This is a genomic window from Puerhibacterium sp. TATVAM-FAB25, assembly GCF_046535855.1.
Lineage (GTDB): Bacteria > Actinomycetota > Actinomycetes > Actinomycetales > Cellulomonadaceae > Puerhibacterium > Puerhibacterium variabilis_A.
Genome location: NZ_JAXUAK010000001.1, coordinates 184,722 through 210,771, shown reverse-complemented (window position 1 = coordinate 210,771; position 26,050 = coordinate 184,722). Strand labels below are relative to the sequence as shown.

Below are 26,050 nucleotides of genomic sequence, written 5' to 3'. Positions count from 1 at the left end.
GGTAGGAGGGCGCGGCCGGTAGGAGGGCGCGGTCAGTAGGAGGGCGCGGCCGGCAGGCCGAGGTACTCCTCGAGGCTGCGCGCCTCGGACGCGGTCAGGTCGGCGGCCGTGCGGGTCCCGACGTAGCGCAGGTGCCACGGCTCGGCCGTGTACCCGGTGACGGCCTCCTGACCCTCCTGGTAGCGCACCACGAAGCCGTAGGCGGGCGCGTGCTCGGCCAGCCAGGCGGCCTGCGGGGTGTCGCCGAAGCACCCGAACTCCCGGCACGTCCCGTCGCCGGCGAGCACGTCCAGCGCCAGGCCCGTCTGGTGCTCGGAGTGGCCCGGCCGCGCCGACTGCGTGTCGGCCACGTCCGGACCGAGCACGTCGGCCCAGTGGGCGTACGTGTCGACCTGCGTCTCGTACGATCGGAACCCGCTGCGCGGCAGGAGCGGCACGCCGGCGCGCGCGGCGTCCGCCAGCAGCCGCTCGGCCGCCGCCGCTGCGTCCTGGCGCAGCTCGACGTCGGTGCCGGCCACCGTCCGCAGGTGGCGCGGGGCGTAGTCGAGCGGCTCGAGAGGCCGCTGCTTGTTGACCACGACCAGGGTGCCGGCCGGCGTCACGGCCGGCTGCGGGGAGCGGGTCGGGGGAGCCTCGAGCGAGCCGGACCGCGTCGGGTCGGGGATTGCGACGGGGCCGTGCGGCACGTCGTGTGCCGTCGCCGTCAGGCCCGTGGGGGCCGCGGACGTCGCGGTCGACCTCGCGGTCGGGGACGTCGCGGTCGGGGACGTCGCGGCGGCCGGCAGCGCGGCGGCAGGCAGCAGTGCCGCGGCGAGCAGCACGACGACGGCGCGGCGGGGCGCGGTGGCGGCGGCGCGGCGGTGGCGGGCTCGGGTCGGCACGGTCGGTCCTGGGGCTCGTGGTCGGCGGGTGGTCGCTGCGGCCGGCGGGTGCGTGCCGCGGTGGCCCGTGGCCTGCGGCGACGGTCCGCGGACGGGCCGGCGTCGCGGCGTCGGCACCCACCGGGGGTGACCGTACCCGCCCGGCGCCGCGGAAGCCACAGCAGGAAGCGTCCGTAGAATCGGCGGGTGCGCCTCCTCTTCGCCGGAACCCCGCAGGCCGCCGTCCCGTCGTTGCAGGCGCTGGTCGCCTCGCGCCACGAGGTGGTCGCCGTGCTCACCCGCGCCGACGCCCCCGCGGGCCGCGGCCGCCGGCTCGTGCCGAGCCCGGTGCGCCTCGCCGCACAGGAGGCGGGCATCCCGGTCCTCACCGACCCGCCCCGCGGCGAGGAGTTCCTCGCCCGGCTGCGCGAGCTCGACGTCGACGCCGCTCCCGTCGTCGCCTACGGCCACCTGCTGCGGCCGGACGTGCTCGCGGTACCGCGCCACGGCTGGGTCAACCTCCACTTCTCCGTGCTGCCGGCCTGGCGCGGCGCCGCGCCCGTGCAGCGCGCCGTCATCGCCGGCGACGAGGTCACCGGCGCCACGACGTTCCTGCTGGACGAGGGCATGGACACCGGCCCGGTGCTCGGCACGCTCACGGAGACGGTCCGGGCGCGGGACACGGCCGGCGACCTGCTCGACCGGCTGGCCCAGGCCGGCGCCGGCCTGCTCGTGGCCAGCCTCGACGCCCTCGAGGACGGCAGCGCGCTCCCGCAGCCGCAGCCGGCCGACGGCGTCTCGGTCGCCCCGAAGCTCACCACCGCGGACGCCTTCGTCGACTTCCGTGCACCGGCGCTGGCGGTGGACCGGCTCGTGCGCGGGTGCACGCCCGCGCCGGGCGCCTGGACCACCCTGCCGGCGGACGACGGGCAGGCCCCGCGCCTCGGGCTCGGCCCGGTCACCCCGCGCCCCGACGTCACGGACCTCGCGCCGGGGGCACTGCGCGCCGGGAAGAAGGAGGTGCTCGTGGGCACCGTCACCCACGCCGTGCAGCTCGGGGACGTGCAGCCGGTCGGCAAGCGGCCCATGGCGGCAGCCGACTGGGCGCGCGGCGCCCGGCCCGCCGAGGGCACCGTGCTGGGGGCCGCCCGATGAGCGCGCGCGACGGCCGGCGGGACGGCGGCGACGAGCGGCGCGACGCCCGCGGCCGGCAGCGCGGTGCCGCGCGCGCCCGCGGCGAGCGCGGCCGCACGAGCCAGGCCCCGTCCGAGCGGCGGCGCGGCACGGACCCGGCCCGCACGGCCGCGTTCGACGTGCTGCGCGAGGTGGACGGCTCGGACGCCTACGCCAACCTGGTGCTGCCGCCGCTGCTGCGCGAGCGGCGCATCACCGGTCGTGACGCCGCCTTCGCCACCGAGCTGGCGTACGGCACCCTGCGCCTGCGCGGCCGGTACGACGCCGTGCTCGCCCGCTGCGTCGACCGCCCGCTGGAGCGGCTCGACCCGCCGCTGCTCGACGTGCTGCGCCTCGGCGCCCACCAGCTGCTCGGCATGCGCGTGCCGCAGCACGCCGCGGTCTCCGAGACCGTGGGCCTGGCGCGCGCCCGTGTCGGCGCCGGGCCGGCGCAGATGGTCAACGCCGTCCTGCGCCGGGTGGCGGCCACCGACCTGGACGGCTGGCTCGACCTGCTGCGGGCCGAGGCGCCCGACCCGGTCGCGGCCAGCGCCGCCGTCGGCTCGCACCCCGCGTGGATCGTGCGCGCCCTGCGCGAGGCGCTGGCCGGCGACGGCCGCGACGTGGGCGAGACGGACGACCTCCTCGCGGCGGACAACGCCGCGCCCCGCGTGACGCTCGTGGCCCGGCCCGGGCTCGTCGCGCCGGACGAGCTGACCGCGGACGCGTCCGGCGGCGTGCGGCTGGCAGCGGGCCGGTGGTCGCCGACGGCGTTCGTCCTGGAGTCCGGCGACCCCCTCGCGGTGCCCGCCGTGGCCGACGGCCGCGCCGGCGTCCAGGACGAGGGCTCCCAGCTCGTGGCGCTGGCGCTGGCGGCGGCGCCGCTGGACGGGCCCGACGCCCGCTGGCTGGACCTGTGCGCGGGCCCGGGCGGGAAGGCCGCGCTGCTGGCCGCCCTCGCCGCGCAGCGCGGCGCGCGTCTCGTGGCGAACGAGGTGGCACCGCACCGCGCCCGCCTGGTGCGCCAGGCGCTGCGGGCCGTGCCCGACGGCGTGGTCGAGGACGTGCGCACCGGCGACGGGCGCGACCTCGGCGCGCTCGAGCCGGGTGGGTTCGACCGCGTGATGGTGGACGCGCCGTGCACCGGCCTCGGCGCGCTGCGCCGACGCCCGGAGTCCCGGTGGCGCCGCACGCCCGCCGACCTGGCGCACCTGACCACGCTGCAGCGCGAGCTGCTCGCCTCGGCGCTCGACGCCGTCCGCGTCGGCGGGGTGGTGGCCTACGTCACGTGCTCGCCGCACCTGGCCGAGACCCGGCTGGTGGTCGACGACGTGCTGCGCCGCCGCGACGACGTCGAGCGCCTCGACGCGCGCGCCGCCGTCGGGGCGGCCACGGGCCGCGAGGTGCCGCTGGCCGACCGGACCGACGTACAGCTGTGGCCGCACGTGCACGGCACGGACGCGATGCACCTGAGCCTGCTGCGCCGGACGGCCTGAGCGGGCGGCACGCACGCCCTACCCTGGGGCCATGCCCGCTCGCATCGCCCCCAGCATCCTGTCCGCCGACTTCGTCAACCTCGAGCGCGACCTCGGCGCCATCGCCACCGCGGACTACGCGCACGTGGACGTCATGGACAACCACTTCGTGCCGAACCTCACCCTGGGGCTGCCGGTGTTCGAGCGGATCGCTCAGGTGTCGCCCGTGCCGATCGACGCGCACCTCATGATCGAGGACCCGGACCGCTGGGCACCGGGCTTCGCCGAGGCCGGTGCCGCGTCGGTCACCTTCCACGCGGAGGCCGCCACGGCGCCGGTCCGCCTGGCCCGCGAGCTGCGCGGCCGCGGCGTGCGCGCCGGCCTCGCGCTGCGCCCCGCGACGCCGATCGAGCCGTACCTCGACCTGCTGCCCGAGTTCGACATGATCCTCGTGATGACCGTCGAGCCCGGCTTCGGCGGGCAGTCGTTCATCGAGGGCACGCTGCCCAAGATCCGCCGCACGCGCGAGGCGGTCGGCGCCTCCGGCCAGGACGTGTGGATCCAGGTCGACGGCGGCATCTCGCGCGCCACGATCGAGCGGGCCGCCGACGCCGGCGCCGACGTCTTCGTGGCCGGCTCCGCCGTCTACGGCGCCGAGAACGTCCCCGACGAGATCGCCGCCCTGCGGGACCTCGCCGCCGCGCACGTCCACTGACGGACTCGGCTGGCGGTGTGCCGGCGTGCGGGGCGCCCGCCCCGCACGCCGGCACCCGTCCGAGGTGCCGGTTTGCCCTCGCCCCGGCGGGCGAGGCAGGATCTCGGGAGCACGAAGCATGCTCCGGGGGCGGTGAGATTCCGCACCGGCGGTGACAGCCCGCGACCCGCAGACCCGCAAGGGCGAGCGGTTGACCTGGTGGAACTCCAGGGCCGACGGTGAAAGTCCGGATGGGAGGAAGCATGCGCGGCGCGCGCACCCGTGCGCGCCGTGACGTCGTCGTACGCCCGCACGCGGGGCCCTCGGGCTGCCGCGCGCCCCGGGCGTCCGCCGTCGCCGTACCCCCGGAGCACCGACGCTCCGGAAGGACCCCGTGACCGGCACCCCGCCGACAGCCCCGCCGACAGCCCCGCCGACGTCGCTCGACGTCCCCGCGGCGATGGACCGCGCCCTCGAGCTGGCCCGCCGCGGCCCCGCCCACGGCCCCAACCCCCGCGTCGGCTGCGTCCTGCTCGCCGGCGCGGCGCCCGACGGTGTGCCCGGCGGTGCGCCCGACGGTGCGCCCGCCCGCGTGCTCGGGGAGGGCTACCACCGCGGCGCCGGCACGCCGCACGCGGAGGTCGCCGCCCTGGCGGACGCCGCCGCGCGCGGCCACGACGTCCGCGGCGCGACCGCCGTCGTCACCCTGGAGCCCTGCGCGCACACCGGCCGCACGGGCCCGTGCGCGCACGCCCTGGCCGAGGCGGGCGTGGCGCACGTGGTGCACGCCCTCGACGACCCGAACCCGGCCGCGGCCGGCGGCGCCGCGGTCCTGCGCGCCCGCGGCGTGCGCGTGACCGGCGGCGTGCGCGCCGCCGAGGCCGGCGAGCTGCTGCGCGTGTGGGCCACCGCGGCCGGGCGCGGCACGCCGTACGTCACGCTCAAGACCGCGACCAGCCTCGACGGGCGCGTGGCCGCGGCCGACGGCACGAGCCGGTGGATCACCGGCCCGCAGGCCCGAGCGCACGCCCACGCGGTGCGCGCGGAGGTCGACGCCGTCGCCGTGACGACCGGCACGGTGCTCGCCGACGACCCGGCGCTCACCGCCCGCCGCCCCGACGGGTCGCTCGCCGAGCACCAGCCGCTGCGGCTCGTCGTCGGGCGCCGCGACGTGCCCGGCGGCGCGCGGCTGCGCGGCCCGGGCGGCCCGCTGGTGCACGTGCGCAGCCACGCGGTCGCCGACCTGCTCGCCGCCGCCGCGGCGCACGAGGTGCGCCACCTCCTCGTCGAGGGCGGTCCCGCCTTCGCCGCCGCCCTGCTGGCCGCCGGCGCCGTGGACGAGCTGCACGCCTACCTCGCGCCCGTCGTCCTCGGCGCCGGCCCCGCGGCCGTCGGCGACCTCGGCGTGACCACCCTCGCCGCCGCGCCGCGGCTGCGCACCGCCCGCGTCGAGCGGCTCGGCGACGACGTCCTGCTCGTCGCGCGCCGCGACCCCGCCCCGCCCCCGGCCGCCGCCCCCACCGAAGGAGACAGCTGAATGTTCACCGGCATCGTCGAGGAGACCGGCCGCGTCCGGTCCCTCACCCACCCCGACGCCACGGCCGTCGACGCCGTCCTGGTCGTCGAGGCCGACGTCGCGAGCCGCGACGCGCACCCGGGCGACTCGATCGCCGTCGCCGGCGTGTGCCTCACCGTCACCGGCGTGGACGAGCACGGGGCGTTCGCGGTCGACGTCATGCCCGAGACGCTGCGGCGCACCAGCCTGGGCGCGCTGCGGCCCGGCTCCGCCGTCAACCTCGAGCGCGCCCTGCCCGCCGGCGGGCGGCTGGGCGGCCACGTCGTGCAGGGCCACGTCGACGGCACCGCCACGCTGCTGGCCCGCCGGCCGGGCCCGCGCTGGGACGAGCTGACGTTCGCCCTGCCCGCGGCGCTGGCCCCGTACGTCGCCACGAAGGGCTCGGTCACGCTCGACGGCGTCTCGCTCACCGTGGCCGCGCTCGGCCCGGTCGACGCGGCCGGCGCGGCCGGCGCGGCCGGTGGCGAGACGTTCACCGTGTGCCTCGTGCCCACCACGCTCGCGCGCACGACGCTCGGTGCCCTGCAGCCCGGCGACGCCGTGAACGTGGAGGTGGACGTGCTCGCCAAGTACGTCGAGCGGCTGCTCGCCCACGGGGCGGTGGCGGGGGCGACGGGCGCCGCCCCGGACGACGCGGCGGTGGACGCGGTGGTGGACGCGGCGGAGGTGGCCCGATGAGCGCCGTGGAGCAGGCCCTCGCCGCCCTAGGCGCCGGGCGCCCGGTGCTCGTGGCGGACGACGCGTCGCGCGAGAACGAGGTGGACGTCGTCGTCGCCGCGCAGGACGTCGACGCCGCGACGGTCGCGTGGGTGGTCCGGCACAGCTCCGGCTACCTCTGCGCGCCGATGCCCGCGGCCCGCGCCGACGCGCTCGACCTGCCGCTGATGGTCGTGAACAACGAGGACTCGTACCGCACCGCGTACACGGTGACGGTCGACGCCGCCGCGGGCGTGAGCACCGGGATCAGCGCGGCGGACCGCGCCCGCACCCTGCGGGTGCTCGCCGACCCGGCCGCCACCCCGGGCGACCTGATCCGGCCCGGGCACGTGCTGCCCCTGCGGGCCCGGCCCGGCGGCGTCCTGGAGCGCACCGGCCACACCGAGGCGGCCGTGGACCTGGTCCGGCTCGCCGGCCGGGGCGAGGTCGGCCTCATCGCCGAGCTCGTGCACGACGACGGCGACATGCTGCGCCTGGACGACGCCCGGCGGCTCGCCGCGGCGGAGGGCCTCGTGCTGATCACCGTCGCGGAGCTCGTCGCGTGGCGCCGCGAGCACGACCCGCTCGCGGCGGCGGGGGAGACGGCCGCGGCGGACGCCGGTCCGGTGGACGCCGACCGCGTCGAGCCGGTCGCCGAGGCGGCCCTGCCCACCCGGCACGGCACCTTCCGGCTGCATGCGTTCCGCGACCGTCGCACGGGCGCGGAGCACGTGGCCCTGGTGGCGGCGGCACCGCGCGGGCTCGCCGCCGCGCGGGCCGAGGCCGACGCCCACGCGCCGCTGGTGCGCGTGCACTCCGAGTGCCTCACCGGCGACGCGCTGGGCTCGCTGCGCTGCGACTGCGGGCCCCAGCTGGACGCCGCCCTCGGCCTGGTCGCCGAGCGCGGCGGCGCCGTCGTCTACCTCGGCGGCCACGAGGGCCGGGGGATCGGGCTGGCGGCCAAGGTCGCCGCCTACGCGCTGCAGGACGCGGGGCTGGACACCGTCGCGGCGAACGTCCACCTGGGCCTGCCGGTCGACGCGCGCGAGTACGGCGCGGCGGCGGCCGTCCTGCGGGCGCTCGGCCTCGGGCGCGTGACCCTGCTGACCAACAACCCGGACAAGGTGCAGGGACTGCGGCAGGCCGGCGTCGACGTCGCCGGCACCGCGCCCCTCGAGGTGGGGCTGAGCGCCCACAACCACCGGTACCTGCTGACCAAGAAGACTGCGATGGGCCACCGGCTGGCCCTCGCCGCGCCGGCCGACGGACGGCCGGCGCCGACGTTCGAGGAGGAGAGCGCATGAGCGGTGCAGGAGCGCCGACGATCACGGCGGACGGCGCGGGCCTGCGGGTCGTCGTCGTCGCGGCGAGCTGGCACGAGCGCGTCATGGACGGGCTGCTCGACGGCGCCCGGCGTGCGCTGCGGGAGGCCGGGGTGGGGGAGTGGCAGGAGCTGCGCGTCCCCGGCTCCTTCGAGCTGCCCGTGGCGGCCGCGCGCGCCGCAGCGGCCGGCGCGGACGCCGTCGTCGCCCTCGGCGTCGTGATCCGGGGCGGCACGCCGCACTTCGACTACGTCTGCTCGGCCGCCACCACGGGCCTCACCGACGTCAGCGTGCGCACCGGCGTGCCGGTCGGCTTCGGGGTCCTCACCTGCGACGACGACCAGCAGGCGCTCGACCGGGCCGGTCTGGCGGGCTCGAGCGAGGACAAGGGCCACGAGGCCGCGCAGGCCGCGGTCGCGACGGCGGTGACCCTCCGCGCCCTCGCCTGACGCTCGCCTGACGCCGGGTGTCAGTACCAGCGCACGCCCGAGCCTGCGCTGGTACTGACACGACAGAGTCCGGAAATTAATAGTGTGCCAAGCGGGAGAAGAACGCTGTGACCTCCGTCCCGACCGACGAACCGCAGCCCGGAGGGCAGGGGCGGCCCCACTAGGCTGGGGCCCGTGAAGACCTTCGACTCCCTGTTCGCCGAGCTCGCCGAGAAGTCCGTCACCCGCCCCGCCGGTTCCGGCACGGTCGCGGAGCTGGACGCCGGCGTCCATGCGATCGGGAAGAAGATCGTCGAGGAGGCGGCCGAGGTCTGGATGGCAGCCGAGCACGAGGGCGACGAGCGCACGGCGGAGGAGATCTCCCAGCTGCTCTACCACCTGCAGGTGCTCATGGTGGCCAAGGGCCTCACGCTCGAGGACGTCTACACCCACCTGTGAGCGGCGCCGACGCCGCACGCCCGCCGACCGCCTTCTCCACCCCAGCGAGGTTTCCCTGATGCTCCGCATCGCCGTGCCCAACAAGGGCTCCCTGTCCGAGCCCGCCGTCGCCATGCTCCGCGAGGCCGGCTACAAGCAGCGCCGGGACTCGCGCGAGCTGGTGCTCGCCGACCCGGACAACGACGTCGAGTTCTTCTTCCTGCGGCCCCGCGACGTGGCCGTCTACGTCGGCTCCGGCACGGTCGACGCGGGCGTGACCGGCCGCGACCTGCTGCTCGACTCCGGCGCGGACGCCGTCGAGCACCTGCCGCTCGGCTTCGCCCGCTCCACGTTCCGCTTCGCCGCACCCGCCGGGACCGTGGCCGACGTGGCCGGGATCGCCGGGCGCCGCGTCGCCTCGTCGTACACCACGCTCGTGCGCGACCACCTGGCCGCGCGCGGCGTCGAGCCGGCCGCCGTCGTCCACCTGGACGGCGCCGTGGAGAGCTCCGTGCAGCTCGGCGTGGCGGACGTGATCGCCGACGTCGTGGAGACCGGCACGACGCTGCGCGCCGCGGGCCTGGAGGTCTTCGGCGAGCCGATCCTGCGCTCCGAGGCCGTGCTCATCCGCCGCGCCGACGCGCCCGAGCCCGCCGGGCTCAGCGTGCTCACGCGCCGCCTCCAGGGTGTCATCACCGCCCGTGAGTACGTGCTGATGGACTTCGACGTGCGCAACGACCACGTCGACGCCGCCGTGGCGATCACCCCCGGCTTCGAGTCGCCGACCGTCTCGCCGCTGCACGACCGCGACTGGTCGGCGGTGCGGGTCCTCGTGCCGCGCAAGGACATGAACCGGATCATGGACGCCCTCTACGACGTCGGCGCCCGCGGCATCCTCGTGACGTCGATCCTGGCCAGCCGGCTCTGACCGGTGCTGACAGGCGCTGACGGGCGGCGCGCTGTCGAGCCCGTCGCGCGCGTGGCAGCGTGACGGCATGACGCACGACGCGCGCTACCGGACGTTCCGTCCGCGCTGGGGCCAGGTCACGGCCTGGGCCGTCGGGGTCGTCGCCGTCGGCGGCAGCGCGCTCGTGGCGTTCCTGTCCCGCGGGCCGCTCGGCACCGCCGTGGGCAGCCGGCTGTCGTTCGCGCTGTTCGCCGCCGCGGCGGCGTGGCTCCTGTGGCGCCTCGGCGGCGTGCACGCGCGCCCGAGCCCGCAGGGGCTCGTCGTGCGCAACGTGGTGCGCACCCGCCGGCTGGAGTGGGCGGAGATCCTCGCCGTGCGGTTCGGGGTCAACGACCCGTGGGTGCGGCTCGACCTGGCCGACGGCGGCACGATCGCCGTGATGGGCATCCAGCGCGCGGACGGCGAGCACGGCATGGCCGAGGCGCGCCGCCTGGTCGCCCTCGTGCAGGAGCACGGCGAGGCGTCCGAGCCCGGGGGGAGGCGTCCCTGACCGCCAGCCGCGCGCCGCGCGGCCGGCGGGCGGCTCCGAGCGTCTCCCGACAGACGGCAGCGGGCCCCGACCCTGGGGAGGGTCGGGGCCCGCTGCCGTCCGTCGGCCTCGCGCTCGCTCAGTAGTCGCGGTGCTGGCGCGGCCCGCGCTCCGTGCGCGGCGCACGGTTGTCGCGGAACCCTTCCCGGAACCCGTCACGCACGCCCTCGCGGCGCGGGGCGCGGTGCTCGGGGGCGCCACGGTCGACGGCGATGCGCAGGGACTTGCCGGCCACCCGCGCGCGGCCGAGCCGGTCGAGCTGGGCCTCGCTCAGCGGCGTGGTGATGTCGACCAGCGAGAACGACCCGAAGATGTCGATCTTGCCGACGTCGGAGCCGGTCAGGCCGCCCTCGCCGGTGAGCGCCCCGACGATCCCGCCGGGGTTGACGCCGTGGGAGTGGCCGACGGCGACGCGGTAGCGGGTGCCGGCCGCGGGGCGGCGGAGGCCGCGGGGGCGGTCGTCGTCCGAGCGGGCCGGGCCGCGCCGGTCCCGGTCGAAGCGGTCACCGCGGGCGCCGCGGCCGTCGGTGGCCTCGTGCCGACGGGTCTCCCGCGCGGTGCGGGCGGCGCGGGCCTCGCGCTGCTCGCGCTCGTACTCCTCCTGCTCGGCACGCTGGCGGGGGCCGTCGTCGCCGACCGCCAGGGCCAGGAGCGTCGCGGCGAGCTCGACGGGGTCGGCGCCGCCGTCGACGCGGGCCTGGACGAGCTCGGTGTACAGGTCCAGGCGGCCCGCGGCCTGGCGCTCCGGCGCGGCGTCGAGGAGACGACCGGCCTTGTGCGCGGAGACGTCGCGGGGGGAGGGGACCGCGACCTCCTCGAGGGAGGCCTTGATCGTCGCCTCGATGTGCTTGAGCTTGCCGCGCTCGTGCGGGGTCACGAAGGAGACGGCGTGGCCGGTGCGCCCCGCGCGGCCGGTACGGCCGATGCGGTGGACGTAGGCCTCCGGCTCGCGGGGGATGTCGAAGTTGACGACCAGGCCGATGCGGTCGACGTCGAGGCCGCGGGCGGCGACGTCGGTGGCGACCAGCACGTCGAGGGCGCCCGAGCGCAGGCGCTCGACGATCTTCTCGCGCTCCTTCTGGGCGACGTCGCCGGAGATCGTCGCGGCGGAGACGCCGCGCTCGATCAGGGCGGCGCCCACCTCCTCGGCGGCCGAGCGGGTCCGGGTGAACACGATGGCGGCGTCGGCGTCGGAGGTGGCCAGCACGCGCACGAGCGCGCCGGTCTTGTGGCGGAACGGCACGATCGCGTACGTCTGGCGCACCGAGGCGACGGTGGACGACTGGCGGGCCACGGTGATGGCGACCGGGTCGGTCAGGTGGTTCTCGGCCACGGCGCGGATGGCCGGCGGCATCGTCGCGGAGAACAGGGCGACCTGGCGGCGCGCGGGCGCCTTGCCGAAGATCTGGTCGACGTCCTCGGCGAAGCCCATGCGCAGCATCTCGTCGGCCTCGTCCAGCACGAGGTACCGCACGGCGTCGAGGCTCAGGGCCCCGCGCTCCATGTGGTCCATGACGCGGCCGGGCGTGCCGACGACGACGTGGACGCCGTCGCGCAGCGCGCGCTGCTGCGGCACGTAGGGGGCGCCGCCGTAGACGGGCAGGACGCGCACGCCGGGCAGGTGGCTGGCGAAGGACTCGATCGCCTCGGCGACCTGCATCGCCAGCTCGCGGGTCGGGGTGAGCACGAGGGCCTGGACCTGGTGGAGGTCGGGGTCGACCGCGGCCAGCAGCGGCAGACCGAAGGCGGCCGTCTTGCCGGTGCCGGTCTGGGCCACGCCGGTGATGTCGCGGCCGGACAGCAGGGCGGGGATCGCCTGGGCCTGGATGGCCGAGGGGGTGGTGAAGCCGAGGTCGGCGACGGCGGCCGCGAGCGCCGGGGGGAGCCCGAGCTGGTCGAAGCGGGGGGTCTCGGCGGCGGGGGTCGTCGCGGCCGAGGTGGTCTCGGCGTCGGCGGGCAGGGTCGTGGCAGCGCTGGGCATAGGTGGGTGCACCGTTCGGTCGGGAGTGGCGGGAGTCCTGCACGGTCGGCGGCACGGGCCGCCGGGTGCGTCGCCAGATCCCGAGACACAGACACACGAACCAGCGCGTGACCCGGGCTGCCAGGGGCAGGAGCCGGGTGCGGGGCGCACGAATGCGGGACGGAGCGACGAACTCCAAGGGGGTGAGGTCCCATCGTACGCCCCGGGCACCCGCACCGGTCGTGCCGCGCCGGTGAGGTCCGTCACCGGCGCACGCCGCGAGCGCGGGGCCCGACGGGCGCGGACGTGCTGCGTAGGATGACGATGCCGGGCGCGGTGCGCCCGCGGACGCGTGGAGACGAGGACGGTGGGCGTGCAGCGAGGGCAGGAGGTCAGCTCCTCGGTCCTGACCGTCCCCAACCTCATCAGCCTGCTGCGGCTGGCGCTGGTGCCGGTGTTCGCGGTGCTGATCGTCTCGGGCCACGACGTGTGGGCCTTGGTGGTCCTGGCGGTGTCCGGCTTCACCGACTGGCTCGACGGCGTGCTGGCGCGCCGCCTGCGCCAGGTGAGCAAGCTGGGCGAGATGCTGGACCCGGCCGCCGACCGCCTCTTCATCTTCGTCACGCTGGCGGGGCTGGCGTGGCGCGGCGTCGTGCCGCTGTGGGTGCTGGTGGTCATCGTGGCCCGCGACGCCCTGCTCGCGCTGCTCGTGGTGCTGCTGGGTCGCCGCGGCTACGGTCCACTGCCGGTGAGCTTCGTCGGCAAGGCCGGCACGTTCGCGCTCCTGTACGCCTTCCCGCTGCTGCTGCTGGCCGAGATGCCCGGAGCCGTCGGCGCGGTGGCCCACGTGGCCGGCTGGGCCTTCACCTGGTGGGGCGTGGGCCTGTACTGGCTCGCCGGCTGGCAGTACCTCCGCCAGGCGCGCCGGCTCCTCGGTGCGGGGGCGCACGACGACGGCGGCGGCACGCCGGGACGGTGGGAGCAGCGATGACGCCGCCCTCCGCGCCCCCGGCCGGGAAGCGCCGCCGCCCGGACGAGTCGATGACGCTCCTCATCGAGGTGATGGAGCGCCCCCTGGACCCGGGGTACGCGGAGGCGGCGCAGCGCCGCCGGGAGGCCGCCGCCGTGGGCGGCACGGCGCGCCGCCCGGTCACCCGGGTGGTGCTCGTGGTCCTCGCCGTCCTGCTGGGCCTGACGACGGCGGTGGCCGCCCGCCAGCTGCGAGCGCCGCAGCCCGCGGTGTCCGAGGCGCGTGCCGTGCTCGAGCAGCAGATCACCGAGCGCAACGCCGAGGTGGCCGGGCTGCAGGACGACTCCGAGCGGCTGTCGGCCGAGATCGCGGACCTGCAACGCACCGCGCTCGCCACCCAGGACCCGCAGATCCTGGAGAGCATCCGCCTCGACGAGGCGGTCAACGGCACCGCGCCCGTCGCGGGGCCCGGCCTCGTCGTCTCGCTCACCGACGGCGGCGGGGGGCTGTCGGGCGACGGCGAGGGGGACGCCCGCGTGCGGGACACCGACCTGCAGGCCGTCGTCCACGCGCTGTGGGCCGCGGGGGCCGAGGCGGTCAGCGTCGACGACCAGCGACTGACCATGACGTCCGCGGTGCGCAACGCCGGCGACGCCGTGCTGGTCGACCTGGTCCCGCTCAGCGGCCCGACCTACGTGGTGCGGGCCGTCGGCGACCCGGACGCCATGCAGACCGCCTGGGCCCGCTCCGAGGTGCCCACGTACCTGCAGGTGCTCGGCTCGCAGTACGGCATCTCCTCCAGCGTGGTGGCCCAGTCCGGGCTGGAGCTGCCGGGCGCGGGCGCGCAGACGCTGCGGTACGCCCAGCCGGTAGGCTCCGAGGCCGGGAGCGCGAGCCCGTGAGCCCCACGGCCCGTCCCCTGGCCACCGGTCGCCCTGTGGCCACGGACCGTGCGGAGAGTCAGGAGTTGATCGTCGGATGATCGCCGTCGTCGGCCTCGTCATCGGGGTGGTCGCGGGGCTGCTGCTGGAGCCCACGGTGCCCGTCGCGCTCCAGCCCTACCTGCCCATCGCCGTGGTCGCCGCGCTGGACGCCCTGTTCGGCGCGTTCCGGGCCATGCTCGACGGGCTGTTCGACGACAAGGTCTTCGTGGTCTCGTTCCTGTCGAACGTGCTGGTGGCCGCGTTCATCGTGTTCCTCGGCGACCAGCTCGGCGTCGGCTCCCAGCTGTCCACCGCCGTCGTCGTGGTGCTCGGCATCCGCATCTTCTCCAACGCCGCGGCCATCCGGCGTCACCTCTTCAAGGCCTGACCATGGTGCGCGAGGACGAGCCCACCCCCGTCGGGCCCGAGGAGACCCCGGCCGGCGCGCCGGAGCCTGCCCCCGCGCATCCGGCGGTCGAGAAGGGCGCGCAGGCCGACGCGGACGAGGTGCCGGCGAAGGCGCCGGACAAGACGCCGGCAGCGGCGCCGGCAGCGGCGTCGGCAGCGGCGTCGGCAGCGGCGTCGGCAGCGGCGTCGGCGGAGACGGACGCCGCCGCGCCACGGCCCGACGCGTCCCAGGCCGCGGACGACGCCCCCGCACCGCCCGCCACGGCTGCCACGGCTGCCCCTGCGGCGTCGCCCGCGGGCGCCGACGGGCCGTGGCAGCGGCTGTCCGCGGCGATGCGCGCCCGGGGCTCCCGCTCCCACGTGCTCATCGGCCTGCTGTGCGCCGCCCTCGGCTTCGCGCTCGTGGTGCAGGTGCGCCAGTCCGGGCAGGACGAGCTCGCGTCGCTGCGGCAGGACGACCTGGTGCGCCTGCTGGACGAGGTGACCCAGCGCGCGGAGCAGCTCGACGACGAGGTGGCGCGCCTGCAGCAGAGCCGCGACGAGCTGGCCTCCGGCACGGGCCGCGCCCAGGCGGCGCAGGAGCTCGCGGAGCAGCGCGCCGCGGCCGAGGGCATCCTCTCCGGGCGGCTGGCGGCGCGGGGCCCGGGCGTGGAGGTCCAGATCGTCGACTCCGGCGACCGGCTCGACGCGTCGCACCTGTTCAACGTGCTCGAGGAGCTGCGCAACGCCGGCGCCGAGGCCGTGCAGGTGAACGGCGTGCGGCTCGTGACGTCCTCGGCGTTCGTGGACGGCGCGGAGGGCATCGAGGTCGACGGGCAGCGCATCGACTCGCCGTACCAGTGGGTGGCGATCGGTGACCCCGCCACGATGGACCGCGCCCTGGAGATCCCCGGCGGTGCGCTGGCGACGGTGCGCACGCAGGGCGGGACGGCGACCACGGAGCGGTACGACCAGCTCGCGGTGGACGCCACCCGTGAGCTGGCCGAGCCGCGGTACGCGATCCCGCAGGACGACGAGGACTGACCGCGCCGGGTTCCCGGCGGTGCGGCGTCCCGAGCCGCTCCCCGAGCCCGACCGCGCGCCCGATCGGGCGCCTCACCTGCCCCGACGTCCGGGCGAGGTTCGCCCGACGGGTGTTCACGAGAGGGCCGATCACGCGATAGGTTGGCGAGAGGACGGCGGACCGCCGGCGAGATCGTCGACACCGCCGTCACACCGGCCCTTCCGTGGAGGACTGATGACCGACCCGCGTTCCCTGTCCCGGCAGCCCGCCTCCGACGTCACCGCGACGCTGCGGCGCATCGGCGTGCCCGCGGTGGAGGAGCAGACCCACCGCGTACCGCTGACGGCCGAGGACGCCGCGGCGGTCTCCGCGCTGCCGCGTCACTCCGCGCTGCTCGTCGTGCAGCACGGCGGGACGGGGGAGCGGTTCCTGCTCGACAGCGACCGCGCCGTGGCCGGCCGCAGCGAGCAGGCGGACATCTTCCTCGACGACGTCACGGTGTCGCGCAAGCACGCCGAGTTCGTCCGCGAGGGCGACCGGTTCGTGGTCCGCGACGTCGGCTCCCTCAACGGCACGTACGTCAACCGCCAGCGGATCGACGTCGCCACGCTGTCGACCGGCGACGAGGTGCAGATCGGCAAGTTCCGCATGTCGTTCCACGCCAGCCCGCAGGCGCCGCGGGAGCCCTCGGCGCCCGCCTCGTGACCGCTGCGCGCACCTGGTCGGCCGGGCCCGAGCCCGGCGAGGAGCACACCCCCGAGCCGTGGCCGCGCGGCATCTCCCGGCAGCCCACGATGCGCATCTCGGACGTGCTGGCGGCGCTGGGCACGGAGTTCGGGCACGTCAGCCACTCCAAGCTGCGCTTCCTCGAGGAGCAGGGGCTCATCCACCCGGTGCGCACGCCGTCCGGCTACCGCCAGTACAGCCCCGCGGACGTCGAGCGGCTGCGCTTCGTGCTCGCCGAGCAGCGCGACTCCTACCTGCCCCTCAAGGTGATCAAGGAGCGCCTGGCCGCGATGGACGCCGGCGAGGAGCCGGCGCCGGTGCCGGTGCCCCGGCTCGCCGGCACCGGCGCCGACCGGGCGGCCGAGCCGTCCCGACGACGCTGGACCGTGGCGTCCGTCGCGCAGGCGACCGACGTGGACGCGGCGTTCGTGCGCTCCCTCGTGACGTCCGGGCTGCTACACGAGTCCGCGGGCGGCCAGCTCGACGCCGCCGCGCCCGACGTCGTGCGCACCGCGGCCCGCCTGGCGGAGCACGGCATCGAGCCGCGGCACCTGCGCCCCCTGCGCACCGCGGCGGACCGCAACGTCGACCTGGTCGACCAGGTCGTGGCCCCGTACCGCCGGCAGCAGACCGGCCCCGGCCGGGGGCAGGCGGCGTCGCTGGCGGAGGAGCTCGGCGAGCTCCTCGCGCGCCTGCACACCGTCTGGGTGCGGCACGGCGTCGACGAGCTCGGTTGAGCGGCCCGCGCGGCGACCGACGGCGCGGCGCCGACCTCGGCCCCGACCTCGGCCCGAACCTCACCCGGGCCCCGCGTCACGGTCTGCGTCAGGGGCGCGACGGGGCAGGTTCCGCGGCGTAGCGTGGTTCCTTATGGACGACCGTTCGCCGTTCGGCGACCAGGGCCCGGCGGACGACGTGCCCATGGTCCCGGTCGAGGTGCTCGGCGTGCGCCAGCAGCGCGGTGACCAGGAGATCGTCGTCCTCCTCCTCGACGGCGCCGCCTCCCTCGTCGTCCCCATCGTCATCGGGCCCCGCGAGGCGAGCGCCATCGCCATGGCGCAGGCCGGCCTGGTGACCCCGCGGCCCCTGACGCACGACCTGCTGCGCGACCTGCTCGACGCCACGGGCGTCGCCCTCGAGCGCGCCGAGATCGTCGCGCTGGACGGCGGCATCTTCTTCGCGGAGCTCGTCCTGTCCAACGGGGTGCGGGTCGACTCCCGGGCGTCGGACGCCATCGCGCTGGCCGTGCGCACCGGCTCGCCCGTCCTGTGCTCGGCCGAGGTCGTCGCGACGGCGGGCATCGAGACCGTCGACGCCTCCCACCAGCGCGAGATGGACCGGTTCCGCGACTTCCTGGCCAACGTCGAGCCCGACGACTTCGCCGGGCCGCCGGGCGGGCAGCCCGGCGGCACCGCGCGGGAGTGACGCGACCGCGGCACGACGTCCCGGCACGACGGCGCACCCGGCACGACGGCGCACCCGGCACGACGGCGCACCCGGCGCCGGTGTGCTCACCCTCACGTCGAGGTCGAGACCCGGACAGACCGGGCCGAACCTGCAGAAGCCGACCCTCGACCTGAGGTGGAGGGTGCGACACGCGGCGCGCCGGGAGCCCTTTGCGTTGAATCGCCACGGTGGTCGGCCTAGCGTGGACGCAGACATCCGAGGGAGGCACGAGTGAACACCAGCAGCGGGAAGGCGGGCGCCGTCTCCGGCGCGTCGACCGAGACTGCGGTGCCCCACGGCGCGCAGGGTCTCCTCTTCGGCGAGGACCTCACGGAGCAGGACTCGGCGACCGGCTACCGCGGCCCCACCGCGTGCCGCGTCGCCGGCATCACCTACCGCCAGCTCGACTACTGGGCGCGCACCGGGCTCGTGGAGCCGTCGATCCGCCCGGCCACCGGCTCGGGCACCCACCGGCTCTACAGCTTCCGCGACATCCTCGTGCTCAAGGTGGTCAAGCGGCTGCTCGACACCGGCGTCTCCCTCCAGCAGATCCGCACCGCGGTGACCCACCTGCGCGAGCGGGGCGTGGACGACCTGGCGCAGATCACGCTCATGAGCGACGGCGCGTCGGTGTACGAGTGCACCTCCGCCGACGAGGTCGTCGACCTCGTCCAGGGCGGCCAGGGCGTGTTCGGCATCGCCGTGGGCCGCGTGTGGCGCGAGATCGAGGGCACGCTCTCGACGATGCCCACCGAGACGCTCGCCGACGCCGAGCGCCCGGCCGACCTCGCGGGCGACGAGCTCGCCGCCCGCCGCGCCAAGCGCCAGGCCGGCTGATCCCCTCGGCCGGCCGGCGCGCCGGTCGCGGGGCGGGGCCGCGGGGTTAGCCTGCGACCATGCGACTGACCTTCCACGGCCACGCGTGCGTGCGCCTCGACGGCGACGGCACCCGGCTCGCCCTCGACCCCGGCACCTTCGCCGATGCCCAGGCGGCCCTCGACGGGGCGACCGCCGTCCTGATCACGCACGAGCACCCCGACCACGTCGACGCGTCCGCCGTCGTCGCCGCGCTGGCGGCCGACGCCGGCCTCGAGGCGTGGGGCACCGCGGGAGCGGTCGAGGCGCTGACCGCGGCCGGCGCGCCGGCGGAGCGCGTGCACGCCGTGCGGCCGGGCGACGTGCTGGAGCTCGGGCAGGCGCGCGTCACGGTGGGCGGCGGCGAGCACGCCCTCATCCACGCGGCGATCCCGCGGGCGACCAACGTGACCTTCCTCGTCGAGCTCGACGGGGCGACGGCCTACCACCCGGGCGACTCGTTCGACCCGCCGGCCGGCGACGTCGACGTGCTGCTCACGCCGGTCTCCGGGCCGTGGCTGAAGCTGGGCGAGGTCATCGACCTCGTCCGGGCCGCGAGCGCCCGGCACCTGGTCCCGGTGCACGACGCGCTGCTCACGGAGGTGGGCCACCGGATGGTCGGCGGCCGGCTGTCCGACCGCGCCCTGGTGGGCGAGCGCGCCTACCGCCGGCTCGGGCCGGGGGAGTCGCTCACCGTCTGACGGGTGGGTGCGGCGGTCAGAGCAGGGGGCCGAGCGGCGCGACCAGCCGCTCGCCGACCTTCTGGAAGGCCGGCCGCCGCTCCCAGTCGGCCAGCGTCAGCTCGCGGGAGTTGCCGAGGTCCATGGCGAAGACGTCCTCAAGGGTGCGCGCCACGCCGCGGTCGACGATCTCGAGGTTGATCTCGTAGTTGCCCGTCAGCGAGAGCCGGTCGATGTTCGCGGTGCCCACGGTGGACCAGCGCCCGTCGATCGTCGCCGTCTTCGCGTGGATCATCGCCCCCTGGTACCGGAAGATCCGCACCCCGCCGCGCAGCAGCGTGGAGTAGTGGCCGCGGGCGAGCCAGTCGGCGACGACGTGGTTCGAGCGCTCCGGGACCAGCACGCGCACGTCCACGCCGCGGCGGGCCGCGGCCAGCAGGGCGGCGAGGATCTCCCGGTCCGGGATGAAGTAGGCCTGGGTGATGTGCACGTGGCTGGTCGCCCGGTCGATGGCGTCCAGGTAGATGCCGCGGATGGGGAAGACCAGGTCGCTGGGAGCGTTGCGCGCGGCGCGCAGCTGCGGCAGCCACGCCGTCGAGCCGACGTCCTGCAGCACGGGCAGGCGCGGGCGCCGCCACCGGTTCCAGAAGTCGACGAACGAGTTGCGCAGCTCCCACACGGCCGGCCCCTCGAGCCGCAGGTGGGTGTCGCGCCAGTGCGCGGCGTACAGGCTGCCGAGGTTGTACCCCCCGACGAAGCCCACCTCGTCGTCGACTACGAGCAGCTTGCGGTGGTCGCGCCCCGAGTAGCGGATCCCGCCCCACAGGATGCCCGGGCGCAGCACGGGGAAGCGCAGCACGTTGACCTCGGGCGGGAACCGGAAGAACGACGGCGGCACGACGAGGTTGGCGAACCCGTCGTAGACGACGTAGACCGCCACGCCGCGCGCGGCGGCGTCGACGAGCGCTTCCTTGAACGCCTGGCCCACCTCGTCGTCCTTCCAGATGAACGTCTCGAGGAAGACGTGGCGCCGGGCGCCGCGGATCGCCGCGAGCATGGCGTCGTAGAGGTCGTGGCCCGAGGTGTACACCGTGGTGGTGGTGCGGCCCACCTTCGCGTCCGTGGGCGGCGCGGTGGGGAACGGGGCGTCCAGCGGGTGACGGTGGCGGCGCAGGCGCTCGCCCGCCATGATCGCCAGGCCCGTGGCGACCGGGACGGTCACCGCCCCGAGCGCGGCCCGCAGCGCGACGCGGCGCACGCCCGCCCAGGAGGCGCCGGTGGGCAGCGTGACGGCGAGGCGCGGCAGGCGGTCGGAGTGCGTGGACGAGGCGGAGCGGGGCACGACCGCCAACCTAGCCGGGCGGCGGCGTCGGTGCAGCCAGCGGCGCTGCCCGGCGCGTCACGCCCCCAGCGCACCCGACAGGGGGTGGGAGCGGATCGCCGCGGCCAGCTCGCCGTCGATGCGGTCGAGGTAGACGCCGGTGGTGGCGATGGACGCGTGGCCCAGCAGCTCGGCCACGACCTTGACGTCCCACCCCTCGGCCACCAGCAGCGTCGCCGTGGTGTGCCGCAGCGCGTGCGGGGTGGCGGGCCGGCGGTACTCGGCCGGCATGCGCCCGACGGCGCGGGCGAGCAGGCCGCGGATCGTCTGCGCGTCGGCGCGCCGGCCGCGCCAGCTGAGCAGCAGGGAACGTTGGGCGTCGGGGTCGTCCGGCCGGCGCGCGGCCAGGCGCGGGCGCAGCGTGGTGAGGTACTCCTCGAGAGCGGCGGCGAGCGGCGGGCTGAGCGCCAGGGTGCGGGTGGTGCCGCCCTTGCCGACCACGCGCCAGCGGGTCTGGCCCGGCTCGCGCGTGAAGTCCTCGACGTCGGCCCGCGCCAGCTCGGACACGCGCGGGCCGAGCACGAGCAGGAGCGCGACGACGAGGCGGTCGCGCAGCGCGAGGTCCTGGTCGGTGCGCGCCGGGCCTCCGGGGCCGGGTGCGCCGGTGGCCGTGGCGAGCAGCGCCTGGGCCGCGGACGCGGACAGCGCCGTGCGGGCCACCCGCAGGCCGCCGCGCACCTTGGCGGGGGGAGCGGCCCACTGCATCGGGTCCGCCTGGACCCAGCACTCCCTGGCGGCGTGCGAGAAGAACCGCGTCGCCGACTGCCGGAAGCGGTTGACCGTGGCGGTCGACCGGCCCGGGCCGGCCTTGCGCGCCGGGTCGGCGTAGCGGCCGTCGGGGCTGGCCTGGTAGGTCACGAGCGCGTCGTCGACGTCGTCGCCGGTCACGTCGTCGAGGATCCGCTCGGGCCCCAGGAGGCGGGCGAGCTCGCGCACGTCGCGCTCGTAGCTGCGGGCGGTCGTGGGGGAGAGGACGCCGCGGACGGACTCCACGCGCACGGAGGCGAGGTAGCGGTCGACAGCCTCGGCCACGGTGATGCGGGTGAGCCGGGGTGGGGCGACCACGAGACCTCCTCCAGGTCACGACGACGGACGTGCGGGCCGCTGGCCTGCGGCTTCGGCGTCGCCCAGGGTAGGAGGGGCCACCGACACGGACGCGAGCCGCCGTGCTAGGAGGCGGCGAGGCAGACGTTATGTCAGCGACAGCACTGTGTTGAGACATACACAATGGTTTGGGGCGTATGTCCGTTTCAGTGTAGCGGTGGCAGGCCGCCCGGACCAGGGCGTCGCCGCGACGATCTCTGTGGCGACTTCCGGTGGCGACGTCGGGCGGCATTGCCGAGGTCTGTGCGCTCGGGGCGGCCGCGGCGGCGCCCAGGCGGCGTGCGACGACGCCGCCGTCCGCGGGGGATGCCTGGTGCACCGGTGGCGCCCTCGGGCCGGCGGGCGCCCAGGACGCGGCTTGTGGCCAGGCGATTGTGCTGCAGGTCGCCGGGTCGTGGCCGTCCGTCGGGCGGCGCGCGGCTGCGCAGCTGTCCTGCGCCGATCCTGCGCCGATCCTGCGGTGGTCGGCGTGCAGCGGACGCTGCGGCGGCACGCAGCAGCCGGACGCCGGAACACCGACATCGAGACTGACACCGAGCATGCCGAGGCGGCCGCAACGCCGGCGATCAGGCAGCGTTCGTCAGGAAGCCGCGGTCGTCGTCGCCCGTGGTGCGCCGCCCGGCGCGACGGCGTCCGTCGCCAAGCGTCGCCGGTGCGCGCGGCCGCAGATTTCCGCATCGCCGCGCGGTGGTCGTCGTGCGCAGCGTGCGGCGTCGCCGTCGACGCCGGCCGGGTCGCGAGGGGAGCCGCTCCCGGAGCCGTTCTCCGCGCGTAATGACATAATGTGCATTATCGGCGTACTGCCCGGTCCGCCCTACGGCGCCGAGAGGGGCTCCCGCCGACGCCCCGACGAGGCGCACGCCGGTGCACCGTCACGCCGTCCGCGTCCGCCAGGACCGCCGCTGCACGATGCGCGCCGCGCGGCGCAGGTCCGAGCGCACGGCCCACGGCGCGAGCGCCCGCAGCACCACGACGACCGGCAGCCACGGCCACGCGCCGTCCACGGACAGCTCCACGCCCAGCGCCGTGCCCGCCGCGTCCGGTGCGAACGTCAGCCGCAGCCGCGCCCGCAGCCCGCGCCACGTCCCGACCTCGCTCCAGGCGCCCGGCTCGCCGCCGGCCCCCGGCGGGACCATCTCGGTGATCCGCATCCGCGGGCCGGCGCCCACGGCGGTCCGGTCCACCCAGCGCGTGCCCTCCCGCGGCGGCCCGGCGTCCTCCAGGTCGACCGACCGCAGGCTGGACTGCCACTCGGCCCGGTGCCGCGGGTCGGCCAGGTAGTCGAACACGTCGTGCGGTGGCGCGGCCACCGGCACCGTGAACCGCGCCATCAGCGGGCCTGCGCCGCCTGGGCCGTCACCCAGCGCTCGACCTCGCGGCGGCTGCGCAGCCGCACCACCACGAGGTGCGGCGCCTCCCGTGCCAGGCGCTCGGGCAGGTCGGCGAGCTTGCGCCGGGTCTGCCACGCCCACCGCAGGATGTGGTCGTCGTCGGTCAGGAGCGTCCACAGCGGCGGCTCGACGTTGCCGTTCCACAGCTCGAGGCGGCGCAGGCTGCGGCGCACCGTGCGGCGCACCACCTGGTGCATGACCACCGGCACCGGCAGGTCGAGCCACACCAGCAGCTGGGCGCGCTCCGCGAGCAGCGGGCGCGCCACCGTGTACTGGTACTCGCTCACCCAGCGGTCGGACGCCACGAGCGCCCGCACCTCGTCGAGGAACTGCGGCCGCGGCGTCCACCCGGGCCCGTGGTAGAGCCCGTCGAGCTCGGTGTACCGCAGGTCCCACAGGGCGGCCAAGCGCCCGGCCAGCGTCGTCTTGCCCGCGCCGGACGTGCCCGCCACGAGGACGCGGTGCGGCCGCTCCCCCAGCGCCGCGACGACGTCGTCGTCCGGCCCCAGCACGGGACCCAGCACGGTGGTGCGCGCCGGGCCGGTGCCGCCGTGGGTCTCCCCCGCCACGTCCGCCGTGGCCGGCTCAGGCGCCGACATAGGCCGCGAGGTGCTCGCCGGTGAGCGTGGAGCGCGCCGCGACGAGGTCGGCGGGCGTGCCCTCGAACACCACCCGGCCGCCGTCGTGGCCGGCGCCGGGCCCGAGGTCGATGATCCAGTCGGCGTGCGCCATGACGGCCTGGTGGTGCTCGATGACCACGACCGACTTGCCGGAGTCGACCAGCCGGTCGAGCAGGCCGAGCAGCTGCTCGACGTCCGCGAGGTGCAGGCCGGTGGTGGGCTCGTCGAGCACGTAGACGCCGCCCTTCTCCCCCATGTGCGTCGCCAGCTTGAGCCGCTGCCGCTCGCCGCCGGACAGGGTCGTCAGCGGCTGGCCGAGGCTGATGTACCCGAGGCCGACGTCGGCGAGGTGCCCGAGGACGGTCCACGCCGCCGGCGTGCGGGCCTCCCCCGCGCCGAAGAACTCCAGGGCCTCGGTCACCGGCATCGCCAGGACCTCGCTGATGTCCTTGCCGCCGAGCTTGTACTCGAGCACCTCGGCCTGGAACCGCCGGCCCTCGCACTGCTCGCACGGGGCCGCGACGCCGGCCATCATCGCCAGGTCGGTGTAGACCACCCCGGCGCCGTTGCAGGTGGGGCAGGCGCCCTCGGAGTTGGGGCTGAACAGCGCGGGCTTGACGCCGTTGGCCTTGGCGAACGCCTTGCGGACCGGCTCGAGCAGGCCCGTGTACGTGGCGGGGTTGCTGCGCCGCGAACCGCGGATGGCGCCCTGGTCGATCGAGACGACGTCGGCGCCGCGCGGCAGCGACCCGTGCACGAGCGAGCTCTTGCCCGAGCCGGCCACGCCGGTGACGACGACGAGCACCCCGAGCGGGATGTCGACGTCGACGTCCCGGAGGTTGTTCGCGCGGGCGCCGCGCACCGCGAGCGCCCCGGTGGGCGTGCGCACGGACGGCTTGAGGGTGGCCCGGTCGTCGAGGTGGCGGCCGGTGAGCGTGCCGCTGGCGCGCAGGCCCTCGAGCGTCCCCTGGTAGACGACCTGGCCGCCCGCGCTGCCGGCGCCCGGGCCGAGGTCGACGACGTGGTCGGCGATGGCGATCGCCTCGGGCTTGTGCTCGACGACGAGCACCGTGTTGCCCTTGTCGCGCAGGCGCAGCAGCAGCTCGTTCATCCGCTGGATGTCGTGCGGGTGCAGCCCGATGGTCGGCTCGTCGAACACGTAGGTGACGTCGGTGAGCGAGGAGCCGAGGTGGCGGATCATCTTGGTGCGCTGGGCCTCGCCGCCCGACAGCGTGCCCGACGGCCGCTCGAGCGACAGGTAGCCGAGGCCGATCTCGACGAAGGAGTCGAGCAGGTGGCGCAGGTTGGCCAGCAGCGGCGCCACGGACGGCTCGTCCAGCTCGCCGACCCACCGGGCGAGGTCGCTGATCTGCATCCGGCAGGCGTCGGCGATGCTGATGCCGCGGATCTTGGACGAGCGGGCCCCCTCGTTGAGGCGGGTGCCGTCGCACTCGGGGCAGGTGGTGAACGTGATCGCCCGCTCCACGAACGCCCGCACGTGCGGCTGCATGGCCTCGCGGTCCTTGGTGAGGATCGACTTCTGCAGCTTGGGGATCAGACCCTCGTACGTGAGGTTGATGCCCTCGACCTTGATCTTGGTCGGCTCCCGGTAGAGCAGGTCCTGCAGCTCCTGCTCCGAGTAGTCGCGGATGGGCTTGTCGGGGTCGAAGAAGCCCGAGCCGGCGAAGATGCGGCCGTACCAGCCGTCGGAGCTGTACCCGGGGATCCTGAAGGGTCCCTCGCGCAGCGACTTCGCGTCGTCGTACATCTCGGTCAGGTCGAAGTCGGTCACCTGCCCCATGCCCTCGCAACGGGGGCACATGCCGCCGGTGATGCTGAAGCTGCGCCGCTCCTTGGTGGTCTTGCCGCCGCGCTCGAGCGTGACGGCGCCGGCGCCGCTGATGGACGCCACGTTGAAGGAGAACGCCTGGGCGGACCCCACGTGGGGCTGCCCGAGCCGGCTGAACAGGATGCGCAGCAGCGCGTTGGCGTCCGTGACGGTGCCGACGGTCGAGCGGGGGTTCGCGCCGATGCGCTCCTGGTCGATGATGATCGCCGTGGTGAGCCCGTCGAGCAGGTCGACGTCGGGGCGCGCGAGCGTGGGCATGAAGCCCTGCACGAAGGTGCTGTAGGTCTCGTTGATCATCCGCTGCGACTCGGCGGCGATGGTGGCGAAGACGAGCGAGCTCTTGCCGGAGCCGGAGACGCCGGTGAACGCGGTGAGCCGGCGCTTGGGCAGCTCGACGCTGACGTCCTTGAGGTTGTTCTCCCGTGCTCCCTGCACCCGGATGAGGTCGTGGGCGTCGGCCGGGTGCGCGGCGTCGGTGGTCGGGGCAGGGCTCGTGGCGGTGCTCATCGTGTCTCCACCTGTGTCGAGAGGGGTCGGGGCCGGCGGGTGCGGGGCGGGCCGAGCTGCCCGCGGAGT

The 26,050-nt window shown here is 76.3% G+C and carries 26 protein-coding genes and 1 riboswitch; of the genes, 19 read left to right on the top strand and 7 right to left on the bottom strand.

What is annotated here, in order from left to right:
* Positions 1-32: 32 nt before the first annotated feature.
* Positions 33-881: a D-alanyl-D-alanine carboxypeptidase family protein gene (locus U5M74_RS00985; RefSeq protein ID WP_410905293.1), complete on the bottom strand. Its 849-nt coding sequence runs from the start codon at positions 879-881 to the stop codon at positions 33-35.
* 186 nt (positions 882-1,067) lie between these two features.
* Between U5M74_RS00985 and fmt the strand changes: the two genes are divergently transcribed.
* The 10 genes from fmt to U5M74_RS00935 all read left to right on the top strand — a co-directional run bounded on the left by fmt (position 1,068) and on the right by U5M74_RS00935 (position 10,119).
* On the top strand, positions 1,068-2,015 hold the full coding sequence (fmt, locus tag U5M74_RS00980) for a methionyl-tRNA formyltransferase (RefSeq protein WP_410905291.1): 948 nt from the start codon (positions 1,068-1,070) through the stop codon (positions 2,013-2,015).
* On the top strand, positions 2,012-3,529 hold the full coding sequence (locus U5M74_RS00975) for an RsmB/NOP family class I SAM-dependent RNA methyltransferase (protein WP_410905289.1): 1,518 nt from the start codon (positions 2,012-2,014) through the stop codon (positions 3,527-3,529). Before fmt ends, U5M74_RS00975 begins: the two co-directional genes overlap by 4 nt.
* Before the next feature lie 31 nt (positions 3,530-3,560).
* Complete coding sequence (gene rpe, locus U5M74_RS00970) at positions 3,561-4,223, top strand: ribulose-phosphate 3-epimerase (protein ID WP_410905287.1); 663 nt, start codon at positions 3,561-3,563, stop codon at positions 4,221-4,223.
* 114 nt (positions 4,224-4,337) lie between these two features.
* Positions 4,338-4,471: riboswitch (FMN riboswitch) on the top strand.
* 191 nt (positions 4,472-4,662) lie between these two features.
* Positions 4,663-5,739 carry a bifunctional diaminohydroxyphosphoribosylaminopyrimidine deaminase/5-amino-6-(5-phosphoribosylamino)uracil reductase RibD gene (gene ribD, locus U5M74_RS00965; protein ID WP_410905768.1) on the top strand — a complete coding sequence of 359 codons (1,077 nt, stop codon included), beginning with the start codon at positions 4,663-4,665 and terminating at the stop codon, positions 5,737-5,739.
* Complete coding sequence (locus U5M74_RS00960; RefSeq protein ID WP_410905285.1) at positions 5,740-6,456, top strand: riboflavin synthase; 717 nt, start codon at positions 5,740-5,742, stop codon at positions 6,454-6,456.
* Entirely contained in the window at positions 6,453-7,778 is a 1,326-nt protein-coding gene (ribB, locus tag U5M74_RS00955) for a 3,4-dihydroxy-2-butanone-4-phosphate synthase (protein ID WP_410905283.1), read from the top strand. The genes U5M74_RS00960 and ribB overlap by 4 nt, the downstream gene beginning before the upstream one ends.
* Positions 7,775-8,245 (top strand): 6,7-dimethyl-8-ribityllumazine synthase, encoded by a 471-nt coding sequence (ribH, locus tag U5M74_RS00950; protein ID WP_410905281.1) that lies wholly within the window; start codon positions 7,775-7,777, stop codon positions 8,243-8,245. Before ribB ends, ribH begins: the two co-directional genes overlap by 4 nt.
* Before the next feature lie 174 nt (positions 8,246-8,419).
* A complete protein-coding gene (locus U5M74_RS00945; RefSeq protein WP_069982556.1) occupies positions 8,420-8,683 on the top strand; it encodes a phosphoribosyl-ATP diphosphatase in 264 nt (87 codons plus the stop codon).
* Between the two features lie 58 nt (positions 8,684-8,741).
* Positions 8,742-9,590 (top strand): ATP phosphoribosyltransferase, encoded by an 849-nt coding sequence (hisG, locus tag U5M74_RS00940; protein WP_410905279.1) that lies wholly within the window; start codon positions 8,742-8,744, stop codon positions 9,588-9,590.
* 67 nt (positions 9,591-9,657) lie between these two features.
* Positions 9,658-10,119 (top strand): PH domain-containing protein, encoded by a 462-nt coding sequence (locus U5M74_RS00935; protein ID WP_410905277.1) that lies wholly within the window; start codon positions 9,658-9,660, stop codon positions 10,117-10,119.
* A 118-nt stretch (positions 10,120-10,237) separates the two neighbouring features.
* Here U5M74_RS00935 and U5M74_RS00930 read toward each other — a convergent pair whose 3' ends face one another.
* The gene (locus U5M74_RS00930) at positions 10,238-12,139 is read right to left on the bottom strand and encodes a DEAD/DEAH box helicase (RefSeq protein ID WP_410905275.1); all 1,902 of its coding nucleotides are present in this window, start codon (positions 12,137-12,139) and stop codon (positions 10,238-10,240) included.
* 352 nt (positions 12,140-12,491) lie between these two features.
* On the opposite strand from U5M74_RS00930, the gene U5M74_RS00925 reads away from it, so the two are divergent.
* The 9 genes from U5M74_RS00925 (at position 12,492) to U5M74_RS00885 (ending at position 19,150) form a co-directional block, all read left to right on the top strand.
* Complete coding sequence (locus tag U5M74_RS00925) at positions 12,492-13,109, top strand: CDP-alcohol phosphatidyltransferase family protein (RefSeq protein ID WP_410905273.1); 618 nt, start codon at positions 12,492-12,494, stop codon at positions 13,107-13,109.
* Positions 13,106-13,990: a DUF881 domain-containing protein gene (locus U5M74_RS00920; RefSeq protein WP_410905272.1), complete on the top strand. Its 885-nt coding sequence runs from the start codon at positions 13,106-13,108 to the stop codon at positions 13,988-13,990. The genes U5M74_RS00925 and U5M74_RS00920 overlap by 4 nt, the downstream gene beginning before the upstream one ends.
* A gap of 76 nt (positions 13,991-14,066) precedes the next feature.
* Positions 14,067-14,399, top strand: coding sequence for a small basic family protein (locus U5M74_RS00915; protein WP_069982551.1), 333 nt, complete (start codon positions 14,067-14,069; stop codon positions 14,397-14,399).
* A gap of 2 nt (positions 14,400-14,401) precedes the next feature.
* Positions 14,402-15,442: a DUF881 domain-containing protein gene (locus tag U5M74_RS00910; protein WP_410905270.1), complete on the top strand. Its 1,041-nt coding sequence runs from the start codon at positions 14,402-14,404 to the stop codon at positions 15,440-15,442.
* A gap of 214 nt (positions 15,443-15,656) precedes the next feature.
* On the top strand, positions 15,657-16,127 hold the full coding sequence (locus U5M74_RS00905) for an FHA domain-containing protein (protein ID WP_410905268.1): 471 nt from the start codon (positions 15,657-15,659) through the stop codon (positions 16,125-16,127).
* Entirely contained in the window at positions 16,124-16,885 is a 762-nt protein-coding gene (locus U5M74_RS00900; protein WP_410905266.1) for a MerR family transcriptional regulator, read from the top strand. Before U5M74_RS00905 ends, U5M74_RS00900 begins: the two co-directional genes overlap by 4 nt.
* Positions 16,886-17,018: 133 nt before the next feature.
* Positions 17,019-17,573: a bifunctional nuclease family protein gene (locus U5M74_RS00895; RefSeq protein WP_410905264.1), complete on the top strand. Its 555-nt coding sequence runs from the start codon at positions 17,019-17,021 to the stop codon at positions 17,571-17,573.
* A 252-nt stretch (positions 17,574-17,825) separates the two neighbouring features.
* Positions 17,826-18,431, top strand: a complete 606-nt coding sequence (locus tag U5M74_RS00890; RefSeq protein ID WP_410905262.1) for a MerR family transcriptional regulator — start codon at positions 17,826-17,828, stop codon at positions 18,429-18,431.
* Between the two features lie 59 nt (positions 18,432-18,490).
* Positions 18,491-19,150 carry an MBL fold metallo-hydrolase gene (locus tag U5M74_RS00885; RefSeq protein ID WP_410905260.1) on the top strand — a complete coding sequence of 220 codons (660 nt, stop codon included), beginning with the start codon at positions 18,491-18,493 and terminating at the stop codon, positions 19,148-19,150.
* A 16-nt stretch (positions 19,151-19,166) separates the two neighbouring features.
* Here the strand turns inward: U5M74_RS00885 and U5M74_RS00880 are convergent, their stop codons facing one another.
* The 5 genes from U5M74_RS00880 to U5M74_RS00860 all read right to left on the bottom strand — a co-directional run bounded on the left by U5M74_RS00880 (position 19,167) and on the right by U5M74_RS00860 (position 25,981).
* The gene (locus U5M74_RS00880; RefSeq protein ID WP_410905258.1) at positions 19,167-20,471 is read right to left on the bottom strand and encodes a phospholipase D-like domain-containing protein; all 1,305 of its coding nucleotides are present in this window, start codon (positions 20,469-20,471) and stop codon (positions 19,167-19,169) included.
* Positions 20,472-20,528: 57 nt separating this feature from the next.
* Entirely contained in the window at positions 20,529-21,575 is a 1,047-nt protein-coding gene (locus U5M74_RS00875; protein ID WP_410905256.1) for a tyrosine-type recombinase/integrase, read from the bottom strand.
* Between the two features lie 911 nt (positions 21,576-22,486).
* A complete protein-coding gene (locus tag U5M74_RS00870) occupies positions 22,487-22,945 on the bottom strand; it encodes an SRPBCC family protein (protein ID WP_410905254.1) in 459 nt (152 codons plus the stop codon).
* Entirely contained in the window at positions 22,945-23,604 is a 660-nt protein-coding gene (locus tag U5M74_RS00865) for an AAA family ATPase (protein ID WP_410905252.1), read from the bottom strand. The genes U5M74_RS00870 and U5M74_RS00865 overlap by 1 nt, the downstream gene beginning before the upstream one ends.
* Positions 23,591-25,981, bottom strand: a complete 2,391-nt coding sequence (locus tag U5M74_RS00860) for an ATP-binding cassette domain-containing protein (protein WP_410905250.1) — start codon at positions 25,979-25,981, stop codon at positions 23,591-23,593. Before U5M74_RS00860 ends, U5M74_RS00865 begins: the two co-directional genes overlap by 14 nt.
* Positions 25,982-26,050: the final 69 nt, after the last annotated feature.

Excerpts from the sequence above, each read along its gene's own strand:
- U5M74_RS00975 (WP_410905289.1), top strand. The coding sequence starts at position 2,012 with ATGAGCGCGCGCGACGGCCGGCGGGACGGCGGCGACGAGCGGCGCGAC.
- rpe (WP_410905287.1), top strand. The coding sequence starts at position 3,561 with ATGCCCGCTCGCATCGCCCCCAGCATCCTGTCCGCCGACTTCGTCAAC.
- ribD (WP_410905768.1), top strand. The coding sequence starts at position 4,663 with ATGGACCGCGCCCTCGAGCTGGCCCGCCGCGGCCCCGCCCACGGCCCC.
- U5M74_RS00960 (WP_410905285.1), top strand. The coding sequence starts at position 5,740 with ATGTTCACCGGCATCGTCGAGGAGACCGGCCGCGTCCGGTCCCTCACC.
- ribB (WP_410905283.1), top strand. The coding sequence starts at position 6,453 with ATGAGCGCCGTGGAGCAGGCCCTCGCCGCCCTAGGCGCCGGGCGCCCG.
- ribH (WP_410905281.1), top strand. The coding sequence starts at position 7,775 with ATGAGCGGTGCAGGAGCGCCGACGATCACGGCGGACGGCGCGGGCCTG.
- hisG (WP_410905279.1), top strand. The coding sequence starts at position 8,742 with ATGCTCCGCATCGCCGTGCCCAACAAGGGCTCCCTGTCCGAGCCCGCC.
- U5M74_RS00935 (WP_410905277.1), top strand. The coding sequence starts at position 9,658 with ATGACGCACGACGCGCGCTACCGGACGTTCCGTCCGCGCTGGGGCCAG.
- U5M74_RS00930 (WP_410905275.1), bottom strand. The coding sequence starts at position 12,139 with ATGCCCAGCGCTGCCACGACCCTGCCCGCCGACGCCGAGACCACCTCG.
- U5M74_RS00920 (WP_410905272.1), top strand. The coding sequence starts at position 13,106 with ATGACGCCGCCCTCCGCGCCCCCGGCCGGGAAGCGCCGCCGCCCGGAC.
- U5M74_RS00915 (WP_069982551.1), top strand. The coding sequence starts at position 14,067 with ATGATCGCCGTCGTCGGCCTCGTCATCGGGGTGGTCGCGGGGCTGCTG.
- U5M74_RS00910 (WP_410905270.1), top strand. The coding sequence starts at position 14,402 with ATGGTGCGCGAGGACGAGCCCACCCCCGTCGGGCCCGAGGAGACCCCG.
- U5M74_RS00905 (WP_410905268.1), top strand. The coding sequence starts at position 15,657 with ATGACCGACCCGCGTTCCCTGTCCCGGCAGCCCGCCTCCGACGTCACC.
- U5M74_RS00895 (WP_410905264.1), top strand. The coding sequence starts at position 17,019 with ATGGACGACCGTTCGCCGTTCGGCGACCAGGGCCCGGCGGACGACGTG.
- U5M74_RS00885 (WP_410905260.1), top strand. The coding sequence starts at position 18,491 with ATGCGACTGACCTTCCACGGCCACGCGTGCGTGCGCCTCGACGGCGAC.
- U5M74_RS00870 (WP_410905254.1), bottom strand. The coding sequence starts at position 22,945 with ATGGCGCGGTTCACGGTGCCGGTGGCCGCGCCACCGCACGACGTGTTC.
- U5M74_RS00865 (WP_410905252.1), bottom strand. The coding sequence starts at position 23,604 with ATGTCGGCGCCTGAGCCGGCCACGGCGGACGTGGCGGGGGAGACCCAC.
- U5M74_RS00860 (WP_410905250.1), bottom strand. The coding sequence starts at position 25,981 with ATGAGCACCGCCACGAGCCCTGCCCCGACCACCGACGCCGCGCACCCG.